Source organism: Collinsella sp. AF23-2 (assembly GCF_003459245.1).
Classification (GTDB): Bacteria; Actinomycetota; Coriobacteriia; order Coriobacteriales; family Coriobacteriaceae; genus Collinsella.
The window spans coordinates 44,623-66,770 of the sequence record NZ_QRVG01000013.1; the positions used below are offsets into that span (position 1 = coordinate 44,623).

The window sequence follows — 22,148 nt, forward strand, 5'->3', positions numbered from 1 at the left end:
GCCTGCTTTACCTTGGTCGCTGCCTCGACAAACGACTTCCACAGGTTAAAGTCGGTCTCGAGCGTCTGCCAGGTGTACTCGGGATGCCATTGCACGCCCAAGCAGAATGGCTGGCCTTCGACCTCGATGCACTCGGGAACGCCGTCGGTTGCCTTGGCGACCAAACGCGTGCTCTTACCCAGATGATCGACGCAGCAGTGGTGTGCGGAGTTGGTCTGGATCAGCCTGTGCCCGCCAAGCGCGCGCTCCAGCAGCGAGCCCGGCACGACCTCGACGGGATGCACGGGGTCGTTGAGCACGTGGGTATGGCGCCACTGCGTGCGGCCCTCGCGAGCGCCCAGGCTCGGCACGTCCATGCACAGGGTGCCGCCAGTGGCGACATTGAGCAATTGCGTGCCACGGCAGGTGGTAAAGAGCGGCTTTTTGGCGCGGAGTACCTCGCCGACCAGCTTAAACTCAAAGCTATCGCGGATCTCGCAGCAGAGGGTGGGGTCGTAGGGTCGTTCATCGCCCCAGCGTTTGGGGTTGACATCCGGGCCGCCGGGAATAGCGATACCGTCGGCGATATCGACGTAATGGCGGATGACCTCAATGTCCTCGGTGATGGACATCTGCAGCGGCAGGCCGCCGGCGGCAAGGATGGCATCGACAAAGACACTTGCGATTTCCTCGTTGGGGGAGAGCGTCTCGCTTAAAAACGGCTTCGCCTCTTCCCAGCGCGGCGCGACGAGGATGAGCGGGCGGTCGGCGGGATCGACGTCGACGTGCGGGGTGTATGACGATGAAGTGCGAGTTCCGATCATAGGTGTTGCTTTCGAGTTTGGATGGTCATGGCGAGCGAACATGGCAATTGGGTTAGTGGCCCTTGATGGAGTTGAGGAAGTCCTGGGCGCGTTTGGTCTGGGGATGGTCGAAGAACTCGTCGGGCGTGCCGGTTTCCACGATCTGGCCATCGGCCATAAACACGACACGGTCGGCCACGCGACGGGCAAAGTTCATCTCGTGCGTGATGACGATCATCGTCATGCCCTGCTGGGCCAGACGGACCATGACCTCGAGCACCTCGTTGATCATCTCGGGATCAAGAGCGCTCGTGGGCTCGTCGAAGAGCATGGCCTTGGGTTGCATGGCAAGCGAGCGGGCAATGGCTACACGCTGTTGCTGGCCGCCCGAGAGCTGTGCGGGCACCTTATCGGCCTGCTCGGCGACGCCTACGCGGCCTAGCAGGTCCATGGCGCGCTCGCGGGCCTCATCCTTGGAGACGCCCAGCACGTCGACCGGTCCCAGCATGACGTTCTGTAGCACGGTCATATGTGCAAACAGGTTGAACTGCTGAAACACCATGCCCAGCTCGGCGCGCATGCGGGCAAGATCCTTGCCTTCCTGCGGCAGAGGCTCGCCCTCGATGAGAATCTCGCCCGAGTCGATGGTTTCCAGGCGGTTGATGGTTCGGCACATGGTCGACTTGCCCGAGCCCGAGGGGCCGATCACGACGACGACTTCGCCGCGGTCGACCGAGAGATTGATGTCGTTGAGGACGTGCAGATCGCCATAGTGCTTATCGACGTGCTTGAGCTCAATCAGCGGCTGATTGCCGGTAGAAGAAGTGCTCTGTGCCATGGTGCTCGGCTCCTTATGACTCGAAATGGTAAATCGTTAGCGAATGATGGTCGCGCCGGTCTTGTGCGAGACGTAGACGGCGGCCTTGTTGATCGCGACGTTGATGAGGATGTAGATGACCGCGATAACCAGGTAGACCGACACGAGCGCGTCGTAGTTGGTAATGAGCACGCGGGCGTTTTGCATGAGGTCGGGGTAGCTCACTACATAGGCGACGGTGGTGTCTTTGACGACGACCACAAGCTGCGAGATCAACGACGGAATGATAAACCGAATGGCTTGCGGCAGCACGATTTTAAAGGTGATTTTAGCCTTGGAGAGACCGAGTGCCTGAGCGGCCTCGACCTGGCCGCGCGGTACGGCGTTGACGCCGGCGCGGAAGATCTCGGCCAGTACGCCGGCCGCAGCGAGCGCGACGGGAAGTGTGAGCATCCAAAACGACGGCAGCGCGATCTTGTACTGGGGCAACACCAAAAAGAAGAAGTAGATGAACAGGAGGCTCGGCACGCCACGGAAGAAATCGGTGAGCACGCGGCAGACCAGCTGCAGCGGCTTAATGTCGCTGGTGCGGCCGAGCATGAGGGCCAGACCCAGTACCAGCGCGATAGCGCCGGCGGTGAGCGCGACCTTTACCGTGCCCTCAAAACCGGCAAGTAAGAACTTCCAGGTAGTGAGGTGCGTAAAGAAATACCAATAGTGGACCGAAAGCTGACCGGTCACATAAAAGCGCTGCAGCACGAGGACAACGAGCGCGGCGACGGCAACAAGCGAGATGGCGGTGCCGATGCGAATCTTGGCGCGCATCTTGGGGCCGGGAGCCTCGTAGAGCGCATCGCGCATGGTAAGTGCAGGGGAGGAATGTTTGCTCATCGGAGGATCCTCACCTTCTTATCGATATAGTTGCCAATGTGGCTCACCACAAAGGCCGTGCCCAGGTAGCCGAGTGCCGAGATAAAGAACGCGGCGACGCCGCCGAGCGAGCGCGTGTTGATGTAGCTCACCACGCCGGTGAGCTCCTGCGGTTTAAGCGGTACCTGACTGCCGAGCGCAGTGGTGAGCATGACCGCGATAAAGAGGTTGGTCATGGGCAACACGCTCGAGCGCAGCGCCTGCGGAATCACGATCTTGGCGAGGATGCGGCTGAAGCTCATGCCCAGCGAGCGGGCGGCTTCCACCTGGCCGACACCGACGGTGTTGATGCCGCTCATAAAGTTCTCGGAGCCAAAGGCAGAACCCAAGAGCACTGTGGCGACGATGACGCAGGTGCGGTAGGGCAGGACGACCTTGAGCGGCGGCAGCGCATAGACGACGATGATGAGTAGCGCGATGCCGGGGATGTTACGGAAGACCTGAACATACAGGTCGCCAAAGACGCGCAGCGGCTTGAGCGGCGACACGCGCATCACGGTGACGGCGACGGCCAGCACCATGGCGATGGCAAACGACTCAAGCGTCATGCCCCAGGTTGCTAGCAGCGCGTCGATATAGTTCTGGCCATAGAGCGACCAGAGCTCGGAGAGACTCATGCGGACCTCCCGCCGGTAAGGAAAGGGGCTCCCGTGTGTACGGAAGCCCCGACAACTCAGTGAGGAAACAGTTTACCGCAATAAAGCGCATCATGCGTTTCCGTATGGTTTCGTTGCGGTCGTTACCAGGCTCGCTGCCTAGGCGCCGATCTCGGGCAGCTCGGGAACATTGGTGTCGCCCGTACGGTCACCGATGCAGATCTGCCACAGCTCGGTCCAGGTGCCGTCGTCCTCGATCTTCTTAAGGAAGTCGTTGACAAAGGCGACGCCGTCGGAATCGAGCGGCAGGCCGATACCATAGGGCTCCTTGCTGCCGAAGGGCTTGCCGGCGATCTTGTACTTACCGGGCTCGCGGACCAGGGCGCTCTGCTGCATGTTGTTATCGATGACGTAGGCATCAACACGGCCCTGCTGGAGTGCCTGGCGGGCCTCCTCGTCGGTCTTGAACTCCTGCTGGCTGGCCTTGGGGGCGAACTCCTCCAGGATGGCGGGGCCGTTGGAGCCGGACTGGACGGCGACGTTCTTGTCGGCCAGGTCGTCGACGCTCTTGATGTTGTCGTTATCGGCGAGCACCAGGATGGCCTGCTGCGTGTAGTAATAGGGACCGGCAAAGGAGACGAGCTTCTTGCGCTCGTCAGTGATGGTGTAGGTGGCAAAGACGGCGTCGACCTGGCCGTTCTGCAGGACGGACTCGCGCGTGTCCGAGGTCACCTGCGTGATCTCGACCTTGTTCTCGCCCAGAATGTAGTTGGACAGGAGCTGTGCGATACCGGCATCGAAGCCGCGGGTCTGACCGTCTTTCTCGTTGAGGAGGGAGAAGAGCGTGGAGGTCTGAACGCCACCGATCTTAAAGACGCCGGCGTCCTTGACGGCCGTGGCCCAGGTGCTGGCGGCGATGGCATCGTCATCGGCCTTGGGGCCGTTGTCGACGAGCTTGTCGAATGCCTTGGCGTCGAGCGTGGTGGAAGCCTCGGTATCCTCGGAGCTCTTGGAGGAGGCGGCGGAGCCCTTGTCGGCCTCGGCGCTGGTGTCAGAGCAGCCGGCAAGACCAAGGCCGGCGACGGTTGCGAAGGTGGCGGCGACAAAGCCGCGGCGGTCGAGAACGACCTGCTGGGAGAGGTTCTTGCTCATGGTAGAACACCTTTCTCAATAAAATCCCTAGCGGTTGAGTAGAGTTATACCCTATCCCGCTCAGACGGGTCAACACGAAATAACTCAGAAACATACTTACCTTATGGGTAATTCTTCCTACCAAAAAGGGACAGGTTAATTTTGGCAGGTTTTATCTGGGCAAACGTCAGTTATTACAGCTGAGAAAGCGCTTTGCGGACGGCGTGGTCGCTCGCAGCGGTCGCTATAATGGCGGCAACGCGACGCATATATAAGTAAGGAGATCGCGTATGAACGGTTATTCGTTTTTCGCGCCGACCATGACCTAAAACCGCCACAAAGGGGACAGGCACCTTTGTGGCGGTTCTTGCAGATGTAGCTGCCTGCCTCGCTGTTTTGTCTCGATCTGTAACATCTGCAGCCATTTTTGCCGAGTAACTGTTACAGATTGAGATTTTCTCTTCAGGGGAATTCGAATGTCTCGATCTGTAACAGTTAGACGGCCAAAAGGTCTCTATCTGTTACAGATTGAGACAAAGGTCAGGGGCAAAGACGGTTTGTCTCAATCTGTAACAGGTAGACGAGAATTCGGGCCATAGATGTTACAGATTGAGATAATCGCGTCGCGAAAATAAAAACCTCCGCAGGGGTGCTTCCCTTGCGGAGGTTTTTTACTCATTGAGTAGCCTTATAGCTTCGGCGGCCATGTTCTCGACCGTCATGCCGTTCTGAGCGAGCAGCTCGTTGGGGTTGTAGCGGTCGGGGAAGCCCTTGGCGATGCCGAAGGTGCGCGTGCGCAGCGGTGTGCAGGCCAGGTAGCACGCCACGCGCTCGCCCCAGCCGCCGTCCGAGATGCCGTCCTCGAGGGTGACGACAACGCGATGCTCGGCGGCGAGGCTGTCGAGGAACTCGCGGTCGAGCTCAGTTGCATAGCGCGGGTTGACGAGCGTGGCCTCGATGCCGTACTCGGCAGCCAAGCGGTTTGCCACGCGCTCGCCCAGCTCAAAGAAATCGCCGAGCGCGAGCACGGCCACGTCGCGACCCTGGCGCACCACGTTGTAACGAACGGCGCCGTAATCGGCGTCCTCGGCAGGCGCCAAGTCGGGGCGGCTTACCAAGCCAATGCCCGGCACGCGAATCGCCACGGGATGCTCGCGGTGATCGAGCGACCAGCTCAGCATGGACAGATATTCCTCCATGCAGGCCGGCGCCAAGTAGTGCATGTTGGGAAGACCGCCCAGCATGGAAATATCAAAGAACGAAAGATGCGTCTCGGATGTGGTGCCAAAGATCGACGCGCCAAATACCAGGATGGTCGCCGGGGCGTCGTTGAGGCACAGGTCGTGCCACAGTTCGTCGTAGGCACGCTGCAAGAACGTACCGTACACGCCAAAGACCGGCTTGGCACCCGAGCGGGCGAGCGCGGTGGCAAAGGTGACGGCGTGCTCTTCGGCAATGCCCACGTCGACAAACTGCTTGCCTGCCGCGGCGCGAAGCTCGGGCGTAAAGCCCATGATGTAGGGCGTGGCGGCCGTGATGCCCACAACCTGCGGATCGCGCTCTATGGCAGCGCTCAGGGCCTCGCCCGTAATGTCGGCATAGGTGCGCGGTGCGGGCTCGCTCGGATGACCCGGGCAGAGTTTGCGCCCAGTTGCCATGTCAAACGGACCCACGTGGTGCCAGCGCTCGGGGTCGCTCTGGGCTGGTTCAAAGCCCTTGCCCTTTGCGGTGGAGACGTGCAGCACGATGGGATGATCGATATCGCGCAGTTCCTGCAGCGCGTCGACGAGGGCCAATACATCGTTACCGGTGTCCAGATAGCGGTAGTCGAGCCCCATCGCGCGGAAAACGTTGCGCTCACAGGTGCCGTTGCTGGCGCGTAGCTCGGCCAGATTGCGATACAGGCCGCCATGGTTCTCGGCAATGGACTGGTCGTTATCGTTGACGATGATGATCAGGTTGCTGTCGAGATCGGCGGCATTGTTAAAGCCCTCAAACGCCAGGCCGCCCGAAAGCGAGCCGTCGCCAATGATGGTGATGACGTTGTACGCATCGCCCGCCAGGTCGCGCGCGTGTGCGAGGCCGCAGCCCAAGCTCACCGAGGTCGAGGTGTGGCCCATGGCGAACAGGTCATGTTCGGACTCGTCGGGATTGGCAAAGCCAGAGGCCTCGCCGTAGCGTGCCGGGTCGATATAGGTATACGCGCGCCCAGTCAGCGCCTTGTGGGCGTAGGTCTGGTGCGAAACGTCAAAGACAATTTTGTCGATGGGGGAGTTAAACACGCGATGGAGCGCGACCGTAAGCTCGACGACGCCCAGGTTGGGGGCAACGTGTCCGCCGACAGCAGCGGAGCTTTCGAGGATTGCCTGGCGGATCTCGCCGCAGAGCAGCGGAAGCTCGGCGCGGTCGAGAGCCTTGACGTCCTCGGGCGTTGTCGTTTGCGTAAGCAGCATCGTTGTGGGTTACTCCATGCGAATCGAGCGCCGGCGCTCCCTCGGCCGGCACAATTGCACAAGACAGTCTCGCACATTTTGGCGTTTGATATGTGACGGCGGCGCGGTAATTCGCCAACTGGCGGGGCAAAACGTTTTGCCCGATGCCATACTGATAAGTTCCATGGTGATTTTATTCATTGCGTGCAGGCTGTGGCTTGCCGTCGAGAGCCGCTGGAAGGAGGCCGCATGTCCGAAACCGTTCGTGCCGAGAGCATCGCGCGCGAGGTCGACGATGCCGCCCGTCAGCTGGCCCATGCGGGCCGTTTGGACCTGACGCGCGAGTTTATTCAGCATGGCGATGTGACGGTGTATACGCATGTGACCTCGGTGGCGCGGACAAGCCTGTCCGTTGCCGAACGCTTGGGCCGTGCTGGCATTTCGGTCGACCGCGCCTCGCTGCTGCGCGGCGCCCTGTTACACGATTACTTTCTCTACGATTGGCACGATCCCGATCCGAGCCATCGACTGCATGGATTTCGGCATCCGTATTTTGCCCTGGCACGTGCGGAGGAGGATTTTGAGCTGACGTCGCGCGAGCGGAATATTATCGTGCGGCATATGTTTCCGCTGGTGCCGGTGCCGCCGACGTGTCGTGAGGCATGGATTGTGTGTTTGGCAGACAAATGGTGCGCGCTGCGCGAGACGGTCACCGGTCGTCTGCGGCGCAAGGACGAGCCGGACGATGGCGTGAGCAGCGAATCGAGCGAAAAGAGGAGAGGGTAGACGGTGGGGACCGCGATCGACATGGCATTTGACGGCGCGACGCTTGCCGCCTGTCCGCTTTCGGCACTAGTGCTCTCGTTTGCCTTCTACGGGTTTTGCGGCTGGGCGTGGGAGTCGACGGTCTGCGCCATGCTCAATCACGGACGATTTGCCAACAGTGGCTTTTTGCTGGGGCCGTGTTGCCCTATCTATGGTGTGGGCGGTATAGCCTGCTGGCTTTTGCTGCGCGGGATTCCGGATGCCTCGAGCCAGTTTGTTGCCGCGGCGCTCGTATGCAGCGTGATTGAGTACAGCGTCGGCGCGCTGTTGGAAAAAACAACGGGCGCTCGCTTTTGGGACTATTCGCACCTGCCGTTTAACCTGCACGGACGCATCTGTCTGTACTGGGCATGCGCGTTTGGCTTGGGTGCGTTGTGCATTTGTCGTTTAGTGGAGCCGGCATTGCTGGGGCTGCTTGGCCATCTGCCGGTGCTGATTGTGCGGCTGTCCGCCTTTATCGTCGCGGTCGCGATGATGGTCGACGCGGTGTGCTCGTTGGCGAGCTGGCGCCGCCTGTCCGATCAGCTTGAGCGTGTGCGCGCCGACCTTGCTGACCGCATCAATGAGTCGCTTGCCGATGCCTCCGACTCCATGCTCGAACGTATTCCCGATTCGACGATTGACTCGGTGGCGCAGACGCATATCCGTAGCCGTGCCGTTAACGCGTGGCTGGCCGAGCTGGGCGACGCGGCGCTCGATGCCCTGCGCGAGAAGGCTTCGATGCCGACGTTTATTTCGGATGGTGCTCGCGGCCTGGCGCTCGCTGCCCGTCGCGTGGCCGATGCCGCACCGAGCATGCCGCGTCCGTCGCTCGGTCGTCGCCTTGCCGGCAAGCGCATGAGCCGCCCGGTACCGAGCGTGTCACTCAGCCGCCGCGACCTACGCTTCTTTAACGCCTTCCCGCGTCTGCGCATCAATCGTTACGAGGGCGTCATCCGAGCTACCGACCTCCGCGACCGAGCCCGCGAGCTGTTCCGGCGCTAGCCAGAGCGGAGCCAAGCGCGCCCTTCTCGTTCGCACGTTTCCCGTTCGTTTCGCGTCCGTTGCCGCGCCGTTTCCAAGATTGCGGTGCCGTTTCCATTCGACAACGCAGCGTTTAACAACGCCGTATCTGGTCTACACCAGTTGCCCCTCGGCCGCATGATGGGCGCCGACAACGTTCATGCGACCAAGGGGGAGCGAATGTACGATACGGGATCGACAACGTTTATGCTCATCTGCACCATGCTCGTGTTTTTAATGACACCGGGTCTGGCGTTTTTCTATGGCGGCCTGTCCAGGCGCAAAAATGTCATCAACACCATGCTTATGTGCTTTGGCGCCATTGGCCTGGTTGGTGTGCTGTGGATTGTTGCCGGCTGGTCGCTGGCCTACGGTGGTGACGGTTCTAGCCCGTTTATTGGCGGCTTTGACCAGCTGCTGTGCCTGCCGGTGCTCAACCAGGTGCTGCAGGCGGCCGAGGGCAATGCTGCGGATGGTGCCGTCTACCCTCAGATCATCAACATCGCCTTCCAGATGGCGTTTGCCATGATCACCGCCGCTATCGTTACGGGCAGTCTGGCAGGCCGCGTTAAGTTTGGTGCCATGACGGCCTTCCTGGGCATTTGGCTGCTCGTGGTCTATGCGCCGCTCGCCCACATGGTTTGGGGCGGCGATGGTTCCTTTATCGGCGACATCATCGGCGCGCTCGACTTTGCCGGCGGCGACGTGGTGCACATTTCGTCCGGTCTTACCGGCCTGGTCCTCTGCTTAATGCTCGGCCGTCGTCGCGGCTTTGGCATGGTGAGCTACCGTCCGCATAACGTACCGTTTGTGGCGCTGGGCGCCGGCCTACTTTGGTTTGGCTGGTTTGGCTTTAACGGCGGCAGCGAGTTTAAGGCCGACGCCGTGGCGGCGCTCGCCATCCTCAACACCGTGACGGCCAGCGCGGCAGGTATGGTCTCGTGGCTTGCCGTCGAGCGCGTGCACACTGGTCGTCCCACGCTGGTGGGTGCCAGCACCGGTCTGGTCGCGGGCCTCGTGGTGGTCACGCCGGGCGCGGGCTTTGTCGGGCCGTGGGCGGCGCTGGTCATGGGCCTGATCGTATCGCCCGTCTGCTACCTGGCCATCAGCCATCTTAAGACCAAGTTCGGCTACGACGATGCGCTCGACGCGTTCGGTTGCCACGGCATCGGCGGCATCTTGGGCGGCGTGCTCACGGGTCTGTTTTGTGTGCCGGAGCTCTCGTGGACCGGTAAGGGCGGCCTGTTCTACACGGGCGACGTGTCGCTGCTCATCTCGCAGATCCTGGGCATTGTGGTGACGGTCGCTATTGTGCTGGTGCTCGACTTGGTGATTGTCGCGGTGGTCAAGGCACTGTTCCGCGGCAGCCTGCGCGTGGACGAGGCCGACGAGGCCCTGGGTCTGGATGCGAGTCAGCACGGCGAGAGCGCATATCCATCGTTTGGCGGCTTGGATTAACAAGGGGAGTGATTTGGTATGAAGAAAATTACGGCTATCGTGCGCCAGGAAAAGCTTGAGGTTCTCAAAGATGCGCTGTTTGCTGCTGATGTTCGCGGCATGACTATCAACCAGGTGCAGGGCTGCGGCGCACAGCATGGCTGGAAGGAATACGTGCGCGGCAACGAACTGCTCGTCAATACCATCCCCAAGGTACAGTTCACCCTCATCTGCGCTGATGAGCACGTTGACGGAATTGTCGACATCATCTGCAATGCCGCCCGCACCGGTGCCGTCGGCGACGGCAAGATTTGGGTCGAGCCGGTCGAAGAAGTCATCCGCATTCGCACCGGCGAACACGGCCCGGCCGCGGTGTAGAATCGACCGTCTGCCATCCGCAACGTTAAAATGCTGCAATGAGGCACAAGACTTGCGTTGCGGATGGGCGGATTATGGGTCGCAATAAATATCCCGAGGAGACGGTCGCGAAGATTCTCGACGCGGCACTGGAGCTATTCTGCGCACAGGGTTATGAGGGGACGAGTATTCAAGATATCGTTGACCGTCTCGACGGCATGACCAAGGGCGCTGTCTATCATCACTTCAAGAGCAAAGAAGAGATTTTCAACGCCGCGTTTGATCGGGCGATGACTCCGATTGTTGAGCACCGCCGCTCGATGCTTGGCGTCGGTAATATGACCGGAGCCCAAAAGCTCAAGCGACTGTACGCTCCCGAGTCCGTTGTTCCACAAATTGAGCTATGGGCACGTATGCGTCCTGCAGCAGATCCGGTAAAAAGCTCGCGCCTACTGGCGATGCAGTACCAGGGCTCATTTGACGAGTCGGCCGATGGCTGTCTCTTGCCAGTGATCGAGGAGGGCATCGCCGACGGCTCCATTGCGTGCGAATGCCCGCGCGAAGCGGCGGAGGCCGTATCGTTGTTGGCGAATCTTTGGCTGCTGCCATTGTTCCGTCCGCTCGAGCCCAAGGAGCGAATGCTCGCTCGCGCACAATGTTTGGCGCAGATGGCTGCCGCGGTGGGGCTCGATTTGGGTAATGAAGTGCTTCAGACAACGGCGCAGATTTGGGACGTATGGGACCGCGCCGGGTGGTAATATAGATACCAACGGTATGTAATTGATTTGTGAGGGTAGCCACGGCTGCCCTTTTCAAGTCATTAAATACATACTAGTGGTATGTATAGGGGGTGGGCTTATGGCTGGGCTGAGAGACGTCGGCGTCTCGTTGAAATCAAAAACAGTGCGGTCAATCAGGCTCGCGGAACTTCTGGTTGCGCAGCTGTGCACGTATTCGATGCTGTCGGCGCTGTGCTTTGCGTATCCACTTTACTTGTTCGATTGCAGTGGATCGTCAACGTTATATGGCGCCGTCGTGGCGACGGCGTTCATACCCGGCGTACTCGCAACTCCGGCTGGTGGGATCTTAGCGGATCGGGGAAGACACCGCGAGGTCCTCGTGTCCCTCGGCATTGCTCTGATGACTGCATCACTGCTGTCTGTCCCCATGAAGCGCTCGTTGCCTCTTGCGGTCGTCGTAGTAGCGATACTTTGTGTTCAATATGGTGTTCAATCGCTGCTAAAGCCAATGCTCCAAATTGAGACGGTGCGTATGGCGGGTGAAGAGAAGGTTGAGCGGGCCACTGCATTGGTTTCGCAGATGACCATGGTGAGCAATATCTTGGGTCCTGTGGTCGGGACGGCAGTCTATGGGTGCTTTGGCATCGATGCTCTTTGCACAACCGCGTCGGTGGCGTTTGCGATTTCAGCTCTCTTGTTTGGGGTCGCACTCAAGCAAAACGCCTCATCTGAAACGATGAGAGACGGCGCGACTCGCACGACATGCCGAAACGATTTTCGGGAGTCGATTCGGTATCTGTTGCAAAATGCATCATTGGTCGCTGTGATTTTGCTTGCGGCAGTTTTGAACCTTGCGTTGGTTGGGCTAACGATTGGCGCTCCCATTATTGTTACAAAGCATCTCGGCATGCAATCGTCCTGCGTTGGGATAGTTGAGGTTGCTCTGGGCCTGGGTGGTCTTACCGGCAGTGGCTTGGTCGGCATTTGGCCGCATCGTTTTTCTTTCAATGGCATATGCCGATATGTTGCGATGATCTGTTTTGGAGTCGCGCCGATTATTGTTACGCTGCTGTTCGGCGTAGATGTATGCGTGTTCACCGTGTTTGCGGTTGGTTCGGCATGGGTCATGGTGTGGGCGAGCATTACGTCGGTTGAAATCATCGCGTTTGTTCAGCGGGTAGCGCCGACTGAGCTCTGCGGAAAAGTGCTTTCGGTCGTTTACATGGTCCTTTCCTGCGCAACGCCTATCGGCCAATTGACGTACGGGGTTGCATATGATCGATGGACACCGGCGATTGTATTCGCAGCCATGTTGGCGGTGCTGACGTTGACGACGGCTCTGTTTTATCGGCTGAAAAATCGATTGCGGCGATTGTCTTAACGCGCTGGGGCACCGTGAATTTGTGAAGGCGGTGGTACGCCGCGCCGGGACGGCATTGTTTGGACATGCCTCTCCTTCGTCTACAATATCGGGCAGACGAAGGAGAGGCATGTCCATGATCAAGATGTTCGCGAGTGACTTAGACGGAACGCTGCTGAACGCCCTGCACGAGGCGGATGGGACCATCCGCCGCGCCATTCGCGAGCTGACTGAGGCTGGCCTGCACGTGGTTCCCGCGACTGGACGCTCGACGTTGCCGATCGGCGAGCATGGCTTTACGGGCTTGGCGCTTGACGCCTGCTGCTCCAATGGATCCATCGTGCGCGACAGCCATGGCGAGGTGCTCAAGACTTGGACCATCGACCCGCAGGTCACTGAGGAACTGCTCAAGGCGTTCCCGGACATTTGCTTTGATTGCTCCACGCCCGATGGCATGTTTTCGAGCGGTTCGTTCGAGATGCATCAGGCGGGCTTTAAAAAGGACAGCCCCATCAAGCGTATTGTGATGCGCGGCATGCGTGCGCGCGGCGGGTATCACGAGGAACAGTATTTCGACCAGTCGATCGGCGATATCTTGCGTCACGATGTATGCAAGATCAATTGTCGCGTGACCTCGCCCGAGCTGGAGCGTGACCTTAAGTCGTATCTTGCCGAGCGATCGGACCGCGTGGTCAACGCGCCGTTCGATCCGGTGATGTTCGAGATCACGGACGTGGCGTGTAACAAGGGCGAGAGTGTGGCCTGGCTGGCGGGCTACTACGGCATTGCCGAGGACGAGGTCGCGGTTTATGGCGACGGCGGAAATGACATCGCCATGCTCAAGCGTTTCCGCCACAGCTACGCGACCAAAAACGCTAGCGATACAGCTAAGGCTGCCGCGAGCGCAACTATTGGCAGCTGCATGGTCCACGCCGTCCCCAAACACATGTTCGCCACCATGCGCAAGCAAAACTCCCGCACCGTCATCGAATAATGTGACAAAGGGACAGCCCCTTTGTCACAGGGGCCTGTGTGCTTGGAATACGAACATATATTCGTATATATAACTAGGCTCTGGTAGAATCGGTATCGTTGACGGCAGTTCCATGTGCCGGGCAGCGCCCTCCATTTGATGGGAGGTGATGCCCATGACCGATTTGATTGATTTCGTGAGACTTCTGACCGCCGTGGTCTCGTTCTTCACGGCGCTTGTCGGCCTTTCCGAGGCACTCAAGCAGCGTTCGAAGCGCAACAGAAGGGGTCGCCGCCGCTAAGGCGTTGACCCCCTAATGCAAACAACGGCGCTGCCCAGCCAGCTACAACTTGGGCTGCCGTCGACACTATTCTACCCACGAATGACATTTTGGACAATCGGTAATGCCGCTCCAAAAGCCAGGCGGGTTGTGACAAAGGGACTGCCCCCTCGTCACATTCCAAATATTGCCTTTACGTGTTGGTACACACGGTGTGCAATAATACTCGCACTGTGCAATAGCGCACAGGCTGAGTAACAAGGAGGACGCTTGTCCCAGCTCGAGAAATGCGATCGCCGGTCCCTTCGCTCGCAGCGTGCCCTTCGCCAGGCACTTGCCAGCGAGCTTGCCGAAAGCGGCGACCTTTCGCGCATTAATGTCGCGTCGCTCACCGAGCGCGCTGGCCTTACGCGCCGCACGTTCTATTCGCACTACCGCGATATCCCCGACTTTATCAATCAAATCGAGGACGGCTTGCTGGCCGAGATCCGTGAGCGCATTGAGCTCATCACCGCAGCTCAGCTGCCCGATCTCTATCACAATATCGACGAGCTCGAGCCGGCGCCCGGTTCGGTTGAGCTGCTGCGTTATCTTGCGGCCAACCGCGACTTAATCGGTGCGCTGCTGGGTCCGGGCGGCGACCAGGCCTTCATTAAAAGGATCATCGACACCGCGCGTGAGGCTGTGGTGCCGCGTGCGAAGACGGGCATTTTGGGCCTGGCGCTGGGCACGTTCTTTGACTACTACGTCACCTACGTCGTGAGCGCCGAGGTTGGCATGATTCAGCGCTGGTTTGAGCGTGGGCTCACCGAATCGCCCGAGGCCATGGCGCGCATTATGACGGTGCTCGCTTTTGTGCGCCCTGGCGACCTGTATGGCCAACCCATCGATATCAACGTGCCGGAATACGGCATGAAGTTATTGAATTTGCAGCTCGAGGACGCGGCCGACACCGCCGCAACCGTCGAGTCCAACAACTAAGAGGAGAGACAATGAGCAAACTCGTCGAGGGCGTCAAGGACCGCATGGTCGCCGCCGCACGCGAGGCCGCGCCCGCCGTGGTGGACGCCGCACAGAAGGCTGCGACCGCTGCTGCCGAGAAAGTCGCCGAGGCAGTTGCCGATGCCAAGAACGCGGCAGGGGAGACGTCCGCCGCTAGCGAGCTCGCCGCCGAGCCCGTAACCGCCGCCCACGCCCCCGAAGGCGCGATCTTCAACCCCGAGAACGCCCGCGGCAACCTGCACCTGGGCATCGACGTGGGCTCCACCACCGTCAAGCTCGCCGTGCTCAATGACGACAACCAAATTGTCTACGCCAAGTACCAGCGCCATCACACCGATGTCCGTGCCTGCGCCCGCGACCTGTTCGAGGGTGCTGCGACCGTGCTGCCGACGGCCCAGATGACCTGCGCCATTACCGGCTCGGGCGGCCTGCTGCTGTCCCAGTGGCTCGACCTGGAGTTTGTCCAGGAGGTCATCGCCAGCAAGCGTGCCGTCGAGACCCTCATTCCGGCCACCGATGTCGCCATCGAGCTGGGCGGCGAGGACGCCAAGATCATCTACTTTGACAACGGCATCGAGCAGCGCATGAACGGCACCTGCGCCGGCGGTACGGGCGCGTTCATCGACCAGATGGCAACCCTGCTGCACACCGACGCGAGCGGCCTCAACGAGCTCGCGGCCAACGCGACCACCATCTATCCCATCGCCAGTCGCTGCGGCGTATTTGCCAAGACCGACGTGCAACCGCTGCTCAACGAGGGTGCCCGTCCCGAGGATGTGGCCGCCTCCATCTTCCAGGCCGTCGTGACCCAGACCATCTCGGGTCTGGCGTGCGGTCGCCCCATCCGCGGCAACGTCGCCTTCCTTGGCGGCCCGCTGCAGTACCTCTCCGAGCTGCGCCACCGCTTCTACCTCACGCTCAACCTGGACGAGGAGCACCGCATTGTGCCCCAAAACGCCCACCTGTTTGTGGCAAGCGGCGCCGCCATGGCGCACGAGTCCAACAAGCTCAGCACGTTCCCGCAGCTCATTGAGGCCATCGATGCCCTGGGTGACACACAGGGTGCCGAGGTCGAGCGCCTGGACCCGCTCTTTGCCACCGACGAGGACTTTGCCGAGTTCAAGACCCGCCACGACACCGAGGTCGTCCCCAAGGGCAAGCTCGACGGCTACACCGGCCGCGTGTTCATCGGCATCGACGCCGGCTCCACCACCATGAAGGCCGCGCTCGTGGGCGAGGACGGTCAGCTGCTGCACACTTGGTATGGCAACAACAACGGTGACATCCTGGGCACGGCCAAGGTCATCATGGCCGATTTCTACAACCATATCCCCGCGGGCTGCACCATCGGCCACGTGACCACCACGGGCTATGGCGAGGCGCTGCTCATCGAGGCCCTCAAGGCCGACTCCGGCGAGATCGAGACCGTTGCGCACCTGCGCGGAGCCAAGGCGTTCCTGCCCGGCGTCGAGTTCATTCTGGACATTGGCGGCCAGGACATGAAATGCCTGCGCGTCAAGGACGGCGTCATCGAGCACATCATGCTCAACGAGGCCTGCTCGTCGGGTTGCGGTAGCTTTATCGAGAGCTTCGCCGTCTCTATGAACATGGACGTGCGCGCGTTCGCCAACGCTGCCATCCATGCCAAGGCCCCGGTCGACCTGGGCAGCCGCTGCACGGTCTTTATGAACTCGCGCGTCAAGCAGGCGCAAAAGGAAGGCGCCACGGTGGGCGACATTGCGGCCGGCCTGTCCTATTCCGTTATCAAGAACGCCCTGTTCAAGGTCATTAAGCTGCGCGACCCCAAGGAGATCGGCAGCCAGGTGATCGTCCAGGGCGGCACCTTTATGTCCGATGCCACGCTGCGCGCGTTTGAGCAGCTCACCGGCGTTCATGCCGTGCGTCCCGACATCGCCGGCTGCATGGGCGCCTACGGTGCGGCCCTGCTCGCCCGCGATCGCGCCGGCGCCGACGGCACCTCGACCATCCTTTCGGCCGAGGACATTGCGCACCTCACCGTGACGCAAAAGCATGTCCGCTGCGGCCGTTGCTCCAACAACTGCCAGCTCACCGTTAACGACTTTGGCGGCGGCAGGCGCTTTATCACCGGCAACCGCTGCGAGAAGGGCGCCGGCCACAAAAAGCAAAAGACTGAGGCCCCCAACCTTTTCAAAAAGAAAAACGAGCTGCTCTTTAACCGCGAGGTGCTGAGTCCCGACGAGGCCCCGCGCGGCACCGTGGGTATCCCGCGCGCGCTCAACATGTACGAGAACTACCCCTTCTGGCACGCGTTCTTTACGCGCTTGGGCTTTAGCGTGCAGCTGTCTGACCAGTCGAGCAAAAAGACCTACCAGGCGGGCATCGAGTCCATGCCGTCCGAAAGCGTGTGCTATCCGGCTAAGATGAGCCACGGCCATGTGATGAACCTTATCGACCGCGATGTCGACTTCATTTGGATGCCGTGCGTGCGTTGGGAGCGCAAGGAGGATCCGACCGCCGGTAACTGCTACAACTGCCCCATCGTCATGAGCTACCCCACGGCGCTGGCGCTCAATATTGACGAGATTCGCGAGCAGAACATCGAGTTCCTGTACCCGTTTGTGCCGTATCATGACAAGACCGAGCTCAAGCGCCGCCTGTACCAGGTGCTCGCCGTCGACCGTGTGGCCGATGCGCAAGCCGGTCGCGGCTGCGTGCGTGGACCCAAGATCACGCGCTCCGAGGTCGATGCCGCCGTCAACGCCGCCTTTGAGGCCGATGCGCGTTTCCACGAGGACATCCAGACTATGGGCGAGGAGGCTCTTAAGTGGGTCGAGGACCACGGTGGCCACGGCATTGTGCTCGCCGGCCGCCCCTACCACAACGACCCCGAGATCAACCATGCCCTGCCCGAGCTTATCTCGAGCTTTGGCTTTGCGGTCTTTACCGAGGATTCGCTTGCGCACCTGGTGAAGCCCGAGCGTCCGATTCGCGTCGTCGACCAGTGGATGTACCACAGCCGCCTGTACGCCGTCGCCCGTTTTGTGACGATGCGCAACGACCTGGACCTGATCCAGCTCAACTCCTTCGGCTGCGGCCTCGATGCCCTGACCACCGACCAGGTGCAGGAGATCCTGGAGGCCAGTGGCAAGATCTACACCGTGCTCAAGATCGACGAGGTGTCCAACCTGGGTGCTGCGCGCATCCGAATCCGCTCGCTCATGGCGGCGCTCAAGGACCAGGAGGCCGAGCGCTTGGCCGAGGCCACGGCCGCGGGCGAGGTCTTTGAGCAGGGCGATGCCGCGCCGGTGGCGCCCTCCACGGATGCCCCCGCGTTCGCGAGCCGCAAGTACACGTTCGAGGCACAGCGTGAGAGCGCCACGACCGCATGGCCCAAGGTGCCCTTTACCGAGCAGATGCGCGATGAGGGCTACACCATCCTGTGTCCGCAGATGGCGCCGATCCACTTTGACCTGGTCAAAGAGGTGTTTCGCGGTGCCGGCTACAACTTGGAGCTGCTGCCCTCGACCGACCACGATGCCGTCGAGGCCGGCCTGCGCTACGTGAACAACGACATCTGCTATCCGTCGATCCTGGTGACCGGCCAGATTATGGAGGCCATTGAGAGCGGTCGGTACGACCTGTCCAAGACGGCCGTGGTTATCAGCCAGACCGGCGGCGGCTGCCGTGCCACCAACTACATCGCACTCATCCGCAAGGCGCTGCGCGAGAGCGGTCACCCCGAGATTCCGGTGATCTCGCTTTCGGCTGTGGCGCTCGGCGAAGACAACCCCGGCTTTAAGCTGACGCCGGCGCTGCTTAAGCAGGCGGTCTACGCGGTGCTCTTCGGCGACGTGATGATGCAGATGCTCTACCGCTGCCGCCCGTACGAGGTCACGCCCGGCGCCGCTAACGCGCTCTACGAGCAGTACATGGCGCGCGCCCGCAAGCTGGCGCCCAAGTTCAACCGCCACAACTACACCAAGCTGTGCCGCGAGGCCATCCGCGCGTTTGACACCATGCCGCTTGTGGGCGAGGGTACCAAGCCGCGCGTGGGCGTGGTCGGCGAGATTCTGGTCAAGTTCCACCCCACAGCCAACAACCACGTGGTTGACGTTATCGAGCGCGAGGGCTGCGAGGCAGTGGTGCCGGGCCTGCTCGACTTCTTCCTGTACTCCATGAGCAACGCCGAGCTGCAGAAGGACGAGCTGGGTAGCTCTGCTACAACGCGTGCGGGCATGCAGGCGCTCATCAAGCTCGTGGACTGGATGCGCACGCCGGTGGAGGAAATGCTCGAAAAGTCCCGCCGCTTTGAGGCGCCCGAGCGCATCGGCACCATGGCCGACAAGGCCCGCACGGTGCTTTCGGTGTGCAACAACATGGGCGAGGGTTGGTTGCTCACGGCCGAGATGCTCGACCTGATCGACCATGGCGCGCCCAACATCATCTGCACGCAGCCCTTCGCGTGCCTGCCCAACCACGTGGTGGGTAAGGCCGTGATCAAGGAGCTGCGCCGGCAGCACCCTGAGAGCAACATTGTCGCGGTGGACTACGACCCCGGTGCATCCGAGGTCAACCAGCTCAACCGCATTAAGCTCATGATCAGCGTGGCCAAGGAGAACATGCGCGCCGGCAAGGGCTTTAAGCTCGAGAAGGTGGCGCCGCTCGCGATGGACGAGGTCACCGGCCAGATGCGTGCCCATGATGGCTGCGTGAGCTGCGGACCGGCCAGCGAGGAGGCCGTTGCATCGGTCGCCAAGCGTCTGGGACGCGGCATTAAGAAGTAGTTGGCCTGCTTTGGGCTAGATATGAGGCAAACGGGTGGTAGCCGTACCGGCTGCCACTCGTTTTTATTGCACATATGTTGCGTAAATAGCGTTGCAGGCGCCTTCAGCGGACTCGGATTTCGGAAGTATGCGGCAAAATTTGAATAGGCCGAGCACACTGGATATGCCCAAGCTTTGTACCTGCGGTTTTATTGGTGAAAAACCGGGGTGTGCTCGAGGGCTCCGGAATTTGCCGCATACTTCCGAAAACAACGTCTCGGTGGCACCAAAAATTGCCTCCAGAACCCTGAGATAATGAACATATGTAGCCGTTCGCCGCAAATTATCGTCCGTTCATGGAACCTATCTCCAACGAGTTGTAACCATATGGTTTGATGTTGGAAACATATGATTGCCGGCAGGCCGTAGGTGACGTTTGCCCTGATATCGGAGGTACCAAGTATGTTTCGTGCTCCGTTAAACAAGTATCGGGCTGGCTAACATGAGCCGCCGTTTTGTCTCGATAACCCTTGCAGTGGTCTGCCTGGCTGTGCTCCTGGGCGCTACGGGGATGTTTGCTATAAGTCGAGAAACATCCTATATGCAGGAATGTGCTTCCGAAGGCTTTGCCATTGATGGTTACTATCGGGATGACAAAACGAGTCGGGAAACCCTGGCTTTTCTTGAGGAGGACAACTGTCGATGGCAGCTGGTCGACCAAGACGGAATCTGCACAGACGGGCAGTTTAAGCGTACGGATGACCCCAACATCCTGATATTAAAGAAGGAAAACGGTGAAGAATTCGGTACGGTCCACGTGGCGTACCTGTCACGCCGACGCGATCAGGGCTTGCTCTACCTATTTAGAGATACCAGGGTGACCCGTTTTTATCTGGTGAGTACCGGTCCGGCGTTTACGGTGGAGTCTGGCGATGTCGATGCGGACAGTTGATTCACGGCAATAAAACAGCGAGCGGGGCACGGACATGAATCGCGCCCCGCTTTTTTGCTCGCGGCCTGCGTCGCGTCTGCGCTTCGTTCCGACTCGCGCCTGTGCGCGCATCCATCTCACGTCCCGCATCACTTCACATCGAACTCCACGCGATCGAGCTCGGGCACGTTGAGGTCGATGAGCTTGCGGGCAACGCGGCGGTCGTGTGCCCCAAGCGCCTCGCCTGTCGTCACATGGGCGACAATCTCGCGCTCGACGATGCCTTCCTCGTCCCCTTCGGTGGCCGAGGTCTCGACGGCGACGGTGTAATCCTTAAAGCCCGGCAGCACCGCGGCAAGCTCGCGTGTGGTCTCGGTGACGCCGTAGCCGTCCTGCACGCCGACCTGCGCCGAGCCAATGGACCCCGCGGTCATGACGATGCAGGGGATGGCAAAGATCACCGTACCCACGATGATGCGGCGGCGCACCTTGTGTGACAGCTCATCGACCTCGGCATCTTCTTCGGCGGTCACAATGCCGTCGCCGTTGAGGTCGCGCTTGAGCGGCACGCGCAAAAGAAGTAGTACGGCTTCGGCCGCCAGCGCGATAAAGACGACGTTGATGCCAAACTCGTAAAGCGCCGAGAGAAACAGCGACCCGCTTGCGATGGCGATGCCATAGCCCGCCGCGCACAGGGGCGGCATGAGCGCGGTCGCCACGGCCACGCCGGCGATGAGCGTTGCGGGCTCCTGGTCGCGCGAGTTGCCCAGGCCACCCGCAAAGCCGCCCGCGAGCGCGACGGCAAGGTCCCACACGGTGGGCGTCGAGTTGTCGATAATGGCGGCTGTGGTGGTGCCAAGGGGCGAGAGCTTAAAGTACAACGTGGATGTGACCAGGCAAAAGGCCATTTGCAGCGCAAGGCCGGCGACGGCTTCGACGGTAATCTCGCGGTCGAGCGTGGCGATGCCATATGCCATGGCAAGGACCGATCCCATAAGCGGGCAGATGAGCATGGCGCCCACGATGGCGATGTCCGAATCGATATCGAGGCCAATACTTGCGATTAACATCGCGATGATGAGGATGCACAGGTGAGTGCCAGTCAGACGCGCCCCGTTTACAAAACGCTTGCGGATCACGTGATAGGGTGCGCGTCCCTCGCGAATGTTGAACGCGCGCTTGAGGAAGCGGGTGAAGTTTTCCATGGCTTCGCTATGAGCAGGGCGGATGCCGTGACGCCGATGATGACGCTCGCGCAGTCGTTCGATCTGTTGCTTGTCGAGTTCCATGTCCACCTCGTTCTGGCACGGGCCGCGCAACGCGCCCGTTGTCCTAACTCTACACCGTGGCGGACGAGGTGTCTGTTGGATGCGGAATCCGATAGGGCGGATGACGCGGGAGCAAATGCAAATCACAGGTTCAATTTGATCCCGCAATAATATGATGCACCAGCTCCTACATATGTGACGAAATTGTGAAGCACGAGAGCGTGAATTTCAAAAAATACGCTGGTCGCCAATGTTGCGCAACAGAATTCAAAAATCGACAGCTACCGTTTGATACGTATGGATACATCCGTGTCAAAGGGAGAAAGCCATGGCAAACTACAGTCCACAACACTTTGGGCCTCGGGCCAAGACTGTCAACGTCAAGGGCGTTGCTAACCGCGCCGTCGCAACCGTTTTGACGGCGGGCCTCATTGCTCAGCCGCTTATGTCGCCGCTGGCGGCAATCGCCGCACCGTCAACCGATAACGGCGATTCTGTTCAGGGGGGTGTTCCTATAGTTTTGTCAACTGGGAAATGCTC

General features: G+C 60.4%; 19 protein-coding genes. 12 read left to right on the forward strand and 7 right to left on the reverse strand.

The annotated features are described in order from the left end of the window. The 6 genes from DWY03_RS06545 to DWY03_RS06570 all read right to left on the reverse strand — a co-directional run. Nucleotides 1-803 (reverse strand): gamma-glutamyl-gamma-aminobutyrate hydrolase family protein (locus DWY03_RS06545; RefSeq protein ID WP_147335441.1); only part of this gene is annotated, 803 nt, incomplete at its 3' end. A gap of 52 nt (nt 804-855) precedes the next feature. Continuing rightward, a complete protein-coding gene (locus tag DWY03_RS06550) occupies nt 856-1,620 on the reverse strand; it encodes an amino acid ABC transporter ATP-binding protein (protein WP_117840240.1) in 765 nt (254 codons plus the stop codon). A 36-nt stretch (nt 1,621-1,656) separates the two neighbouring features. Continuing rightward, nucleotides 1,657-2,490, reverse strand: a complete 834-nt coding sequence (locus tag DWY03_RS06555; protein ID WP_117840241.1) for an amino acid ABC transporter permease — start codon at nt 2,488-2,490, stop codon at nt 1,657-1,659. Then, a complete protein-coding gene (locus tag DWY03_RS06560) occupies nt 2,487-3,146 on the reverse strand; it encodes an amino acid ABC transporter permease (protein ID WP_022094657.1) in 660 nt (219 codons plus the stop codon). Before DWY03_RS06560 ends, DWY03_RS06555 begins: the two co-directional genes overlap by 4 nt. A 138-nt stretch (nt 3,147-3,284) precedes the next feature. Further along, nucleotides 3,285-4,277, reverse strand: a complete 993-nt coding sequence (locus DWY03_RS06565) for a glutamate ABC transporter substrate-binding protein (protein WP_117840242.1) — start codon at nt 4,275-4,277, stop codon at nt 3,285-3,287. Nucleotides 4,278-4,927: 650 nt separating this feature from the next. Continuing rightward, nucleotides 4,928-6,709 carry a 1-deoxy-D-xylulose-5-phosphate synthase gene (locus DWY03_RS06570; RefSeq protein WP_117840243.1) on the reverse strand — a complete coding sequence of 594 codons (1,782 nt, stop codon included), beginning with the start codon at nt 6,707-6,709 and terminating at the stop codon, nt 4,928-4,930. A gap of 228 nt (nt 6,710-6,937) precedes the next feature. Here DWY03_RS06570 and DWY03_RS06575 point away from each other — a divergent pair, with 228 nt between their 5' ends. From DWY03_RS06575 to DWY03_RS06620, 11 genes are all read left to right on the forward strand, one after another. Beyond that, nucleotides 6,938-7,474: an HD domain-containing protein gene (locus DWY03_RS06575; protein ID WP_117840244.1), complete on the forward strand. Its 537-nt coding sequence runs from the start codon at nt 6,938-6,940 to the stop codon at nt 7,472-7,474. Nucleotides 7,475-7,477: 3 nt separating this feature from the next. Beyond that, nucleotides 7,478-8,497 carry a putative ABC transporter permease gene (locus DWY03_RS06580; protein ID WP_231500798.1) on the forward strand — a complete coding sequence of 340 codons (1,020 nt, stop codon included), beginning with the start codon at nt 7,478-7,480 and terminating at the stop codon, nt 8,495-8,497. A 198-nt stretch (nt 8,498-8,695) separates the two neighbouring features. Beyond that, nucleotides 8,696-9,973, forward strand: a complete 1,278-nt coding sequence (locus DWY03_RS06585) for an ammonium transporter (protein ID WP_117840245.1) — start codon at nt 8,696-8,698, stop codon at nt 9,971-9,973. A gap of 18 nt (nt 9,974-9,991) precedes the next feature. Further along, the gene (locus tag DWY03_RS06590; protein WP_099432138.1) at nt 9,992-10,330 is read left to right on the forward strand and encodes a P-II family nitrogen regulator; all 339 of its coding nucleotides are present in this window, start codon (nt 9,992-9,994) and stop codon (nt 10,328-10,330) included. A 74-nt stretch (nt 10,331-10,404) separates the two neighbouring features. After that, nucleotides 10,405-11,067 carry a TetR/AcrR family transcriptional regulator gene (locus DWY03_RS06595; RefSeq protein WP_158549320.1) on the forward strand — a complete coding sequence of 221 codons (663 nt, stop codon included), beginning with the start codon at nt 10,405-10,407 and terminating at the stop codon, nt 11,065-11,067. Nucleotides 11,068-11,167: 100 nt separating this feature from the next. Beyond that, nucleotides 11,168-12,430, forward strand: a complete 1,263-nt coding sequence (locus DWY03_RS06600; protein WP_117840246.1) for an MFS transporter — start codon at nt 11,168-11,170, stop codon at nt 12,428-12,430. Between the two features lie 115 nt (nt 12,431-12,545). Beyond that, nucleotides 12,546-13,403, forward strand: a complete 858-nt coding sequence (locus DWY03_RS06605) for an HAD-IIB family hydrolase (protein WP_117840254.1) — start codon at nt 12,546-12,548, stop codon at nt 13,401-13,403. Between the two features lie 154 nt (nt 13,404-13,557). Further along, on the forward strand, nt 13,558-13,683 hold the full coding sequence (locus DWY03_RS10305; RefSeq protein ID WP_255413482.1) for a hypothetical protein: 126 nt from the start codon (nt 13,558-13,560) through the stop codon (nt 13,681-13,683). 249 nt (nt 13,684-13,932) lie between these two features. Then, on the forward strand, nt 13,933-14,643 hold the full coding sequence (locus DWY03_RS06610; protein WP_117840247.1) for a TetR/AcrR family transcriptional regulator: 711 nt from the start codon (nt 13,933-13,935) through the stop codon (nt 14,641-14,643). Between the two features lie 11 nt (nt 14,644-14,654). Continuing rightward, nucleotides 14,655-19,430 (forward strand): 2-hydroxyacyl-CoA dehydratase, encoded by a 4,776-nt coding sequence (locus DWY03_RS06615; RefSeq protein ID WP_117840248.1) that lies wholly within the window; start codon nt 14,655-14,657, stop codon nt 19,428-19,430. Between the two features lie 481 nt (nt 19,431-19,911). Next, nucleotides 19,912-20,361, forward strand: a complete 450-nt coding sequence (locus tag DWY03_RS06620; protein ID WP_117840249.1) for a hypothetical protein — start codon at nt 19,912-19,914, stop codon at nt 20,359-20,361. 128 nt (nt 20,362-20,489) lie between these two features. Here DWY03_RS06620 and DWY03_RS06625 read toward each other — a convergent pair whose 3' ends face one another. After that, nucleotides 20,490-21,629 carry a DUF389 domain-containing protein gene (locus DWY03_RS06625; protein ID WP_117840250.1) on the reverse strand — a complete coding sequence of 380 codons (1,140 nt, stop codon included), beginning with the start codon at nt 21,627-21,629 and terminating at the stop codon, nt 20,490-20,492. Between the two features lie 307 nt (nt 21,630-21,936). On the opposite strand from DWY03_RS06625, the gene DWY03_RS10235 reads away from it, so the two are divergent. Further along, a partial coding sequence (locus tag DWY03_RS10235; RefSeq protein ID WP_233506806.1) for a hypothetical protein occupies nt 21,937-22,148 on the forward strand: 212 nt, incomplete at its 3' end.